The sequence below is a fragment of the Aquimarina intermedia genome, from assembly GCF_008124785.1.
Classification (GTDB): domain Bacteria; phylum Bacteroidota; class Bacteroidia; order Flavobacteriales; family Flavobacteriaceae; genus Aquimarina; species Aquimarina intermedia.
The window spans coordinates 1-4564 of record NZ_VNHU01000020.1; the positions used below are offsets into that span (position 1 = coordinate 1).

General features: G+C 40.6%; 2 protein-coding genes. Both read right to left on the bottom strand.

Annotation, left to right across the window (positions count from 1 at the left end; all coding sequences use genetic code 11):
* The coding region (locus tag BD809_RS15490) for a type IX secretion system membrane protein PorP/SprF (protein ID WP_148783893.1) at positions 1-158 on the bottom strand (158 nt) is incomplete at its 3' end.
* Between the two features lie 134 nt (positions 159-292).
* Positions 293-4564: T9SS type B sorting domain-containing protein (locus BD809_RS15495; RefSeq protein ID WP_148783894.1), on the bottom strand; the 4272-nt coding region annotated here is incomplete at its 5' end.

The window sequence follows — 4564 nt, forward strand, 5'->3', positions numbered from 1 at the left end:
CCGGTAATACTCATAACTCCGCGGCTTCCTGCATAAGCCGGGTTTACAATTATAGTATTATACATATATTGAGTGTACTGGGCATCTTGCTGAGCGGTAATCGAGTGACTCCAACTCAAAATTAATATTATTATACTAAGCGTGTATATTTTCTTCATCTATGCGTAGGTATTTAAAGGCAACAAATCATACCGAAATTAAACATTTATATGATTCATTTATATTTTATTACAATTAATCTTTTAATTAAGAATTCCCCCGTACTTACATACGGGGAATTTACTTTTAGCTCTTATCTATTTATATAGATATAACCTCCTCTGGATTTAGTCTCTCCGCTCTGTGTCGTATAACGTAAATAATAATAATACGTTCCAACCGGAAGTTCTTCGTTTTCCTGAATAGTTGTTCTACCAGTTGACATTCCTGTAAAGAAATTGTCATTAGAGCCATAATTCTGTGTCTCATAGACTTGAACTCCCCATCGATTGAATAGTTCAAAACTATTTTCAACATTTTCAAGTCCTCGAATAATCAATCTATCATTCATCCCATCTCCATTCGGACTAATTCCTGCATATACTTCTATACCATCCTCAGCTGATTCATTTGCATTATTTGGATCTAAGTAATCAGGTATACCATTTCTATCGGTATCCACAGCATCATCAGGACTACCATCACCATTCGGATCCGGATTTTCATTAATGGTCAACGTATTATCTCCATCATCGTCTTCATCTAAATAATCAAAGATACCATCTTCATCAGTATCCTCCGGTCCATTACCGGTTCCGTTTGGATCTAATTCATACAATGTATAAACACTATCTCCATCATCATCAACGTCAAGATAATCATTAATACCATCACCATCCGTATCCTGAGTTTGTCCTGTAGTTGGATCTCCATCACCATCACTATTTGGATTTTCGGTCGAGGTAGGTACTCCATCTCCATCATCATCGGTATCCAGATAATCAGGAATTGAATCGCCGTCCGAATCTAAGGTATCACCCGTAAATGGGTTGTTATCCCCATCTGAGTTCGGGTTTTCATTAAATGTATTCACTCCATCTCCATCATCATCAATATCTAAGTAGTCATTTATACCATCACTATCAGAATCTTGCAGTTGATAATTTACTGCTCCGCTGTTCGGATCATTCTGAACGTTATCAGGAACACCATCAGAGCCTACAGGGCCATCCAGCATACCATCATTATCTGCATCTACAGCATTGTGACCCGCTTCATGGATATCAAAAATTCCATCCCCATCAGCATCTAAATCAAAAGTATCCAAAATACCATCACCATCAGTATCAGTAAATAATCCTGAGGCTTGTTCATCAACATCTAAAATTCCGTCATTATCATCATCATCATCAATACTATCAGAAACTCCATCCTCATCAAAATCGCCGTCAACAATAAATATCTCTTCTAGGTCGTCCATAGTTAAATTAAGATCGTTCTGATCAACCGTGACATCTGTGATTATATTGGTTACTACAGTACTTGCAGTCCCAGGATTCACTGAGAATATAATTTCAAGCGTCGCATCAGCTCCGGAGTTAATGGTTCCTGCGTTCCACACTCCTGTGACAGAATTATATGCACCCGAGACATTATCACTTACGTAACTCACTTCGTTAGGTAACACATCGGTTATAAAAACATTTGTTGCTATTCCCGGTCCATTATTTGTTAATGTGATTCGGTATGTGTAATTCAGTGTTTCAGCATAAGGACCTGATTCTAATAATACCTTTCCTACCACTAAATCTACATCGGTTATCTCTCTAAAATCAACTTCAGTTGTACTCGGTACATCATCGTTGTTGGTATCACTTGCTCCATTATCCAGCTCGTCATTTACATCAAAACTATCATTTACATCAGCCCCTTCAAAACCATCATCCAATCCATCACCGTCGGTATCAACTCCTGTGAAGGTTCCTACCCCTGCCTCTACAGTATCCGTTCTTCCGTCACCATCATTATCACTATCAGTATCTAAATAGTCCGGAAGTGTATCACCATCTGTATTTTCAACTGTAAACGCATTGTTTCCGGCAAAATCTACATCATATTGATCGTCCATTCCGTCGTTATCACTATCTGTACCTAAAGGTGCAAAATAGTTTGCCGTAGACTGTCCCTCAACATTATCAGGAATACCATCGTCATCGGAATCAATATCTATAAAGTTTGCATACGCATCACTATCGGTATTAACAGGTATGGTACCCTCTGCACCATCAGCCTGACCATTACTATTGGCATCAGCCGCTTCTGTTGAACTAATCGAACCATCATTGTTAGTATCCAATCCGCCATTACCCGTTTCAATTACATCATAGATTCCGTCATTATCACTGTCCAGATCAAAACGGTTGGCAACACCATCGCCATCATTATCACAATCCCATCGTAGATCAGAAATTGCAATTGCTGTGGCTCCGCTAGGCTGAGCAGGATCTATATTTGTAAATTCAATGATGATCTGATCGACATACTCAGAAAAGAATACATCTACATCCGCATTTCTTCCGGTTTGCACCTGACGATTTCCTTGAAAAGTTCCCCCTCCTAAATCATCTACTGCATTACCATTTTTATAATTGACTCCTTTTACCAAAGTAACTGGTGCTCCCTGATGGGTTGGTACTATACGAACCTGATCTGTAAAAGCCTCGGTCCCTTCTCGCTTATCGATATCAACTATACTAAAGCTTAACCCTGTTACCGGAGTTGATAAATTAATTTGATAACGAATCGTAGATCCGTTGTTAAAACCATTTAGTCTTCCCTGAATTTGAATACCTGGTAATACTCCGTTAAAGGTCGCATATAAAGCATCATAGATAGCTGTATTTATACTTGCGTCTGTACCATTATTAGTTACCGTTAATTGAGTTGTACCAATAGTGGTCACTGCAGTCATATTTGGATCATCCGTAGGATTACCTGTCCAAGGAGTAGTATCCCAATCTAAGGTAGTATCTACCGTTGCACATTCTTCAGCATCAACAATACCATCATTATCATCATCTAAATCTACTGCATCTCCCAGACCATCACCATCGATATCGTTTATCTCTGGGTCACAAGCATCAGCTATACCATCACTATCTCTATCCGGACCTCCTACTTGTCTATAGTCCGCTACCGTATCTGCATCAGAATCTGCGGGGGTTGCGTAAGTTGCTGCCGGATCATTTACCGTACCGTCGGTATTGACTGCCGGTGTACCAGCTCCAAAAACTCCATTATCTCCTCCATCGGCGGTAGGAGTACCATAGGCTTCATTAGCATCGCTACATCCATCATTATCACTGTCCAGATTTAAATAATCTAACGAACCATTGTTTTGTGTATCCATAGGATTCAATCCTGTTCCTGCTGATGCAGGAATTCCATTGGCACCAACTGCTCCGTCAGCTTGGCCTGGATTTGTACCACTTGCTGTTCCTCCTGCTTCTACTACATCATAGATACCATCGTTGTCACTGTCCAAATCCTGAAAGTTAGGAATACCATCGCCGTCAAAATCATTATCGCCAACGGTTCCTTCTGTATACGGGTTGTTGTCACCATCCAGATTCGGATCTTCAACACTGTCTAAAATACCGTCGTTATCGTCATCTAAATCTGCACTGTCAGGAATACCATCACCATCTAAATCACTGGCATCTAAATAATCAGGTGTACCATCCACATTACTGTCTGTTGGGTTCGCAGGGTCTGCGCCTACTTCGGTAAGGGTAACAATACCATCGTTATCATCATCGGTGTCTCGGTAATCCAACTCATCTGCTCCATCTGTATTGTTTAAATCTGCAGAAGGTGTGGTAGTGACTTGTAAACCGTTTGGATCTGAATAATCTGCACTCGAGTCAAAATTGTCATCCAACCCATCATTGTCTGTATCGGTTCCTGCCGGAACTATATCAGCTACCCCATCATTATTTGTATCAAAACCTTCGATAGCATCTACAATACTGTCGTTGTCTGAATCTAAGTCTAAGTAATCTGCTGTGTCTGCTCCATCACTGTTCACAGGGGTAAGTCCACCTGCGTAGGCATCATCTACTCCATCATTATTTGCATCGGTACCAATTGGTGCAGTATAACCTGCTGTACTCTGTGCTTCTACATTATCTGGAATGCCATCGCCATCGGCATCTTGATCCTGGAAGTTAGGAATACCATCGCCGTCAAAATCATTATCGCCAACGGTTCCTTCTGTATACGGGTTGTTGTCACCATCCAGATTCGGATCTTCAACACTGTCTAAAATACCATCGTTATCGTCATCTAAATCTGCACTGTCAGGAATATTATCGCCATCTAAGTCACTGGCATCTAAATAGTCAGGTGTACCATCCACATTACTGTCTGTTGGGTTCGCAGGGTCTGCGCCTACTTCGGTAAGGGTAACAATACCATCGTTATCATCATCGGTGTCTCGGTAATCCAACTCATCTGCTCCATCTGTATTGTTTAAATCTGCAGAAGGTGTGGTAGTGACTTGTAAACCGTTTGGATCTGAATAATC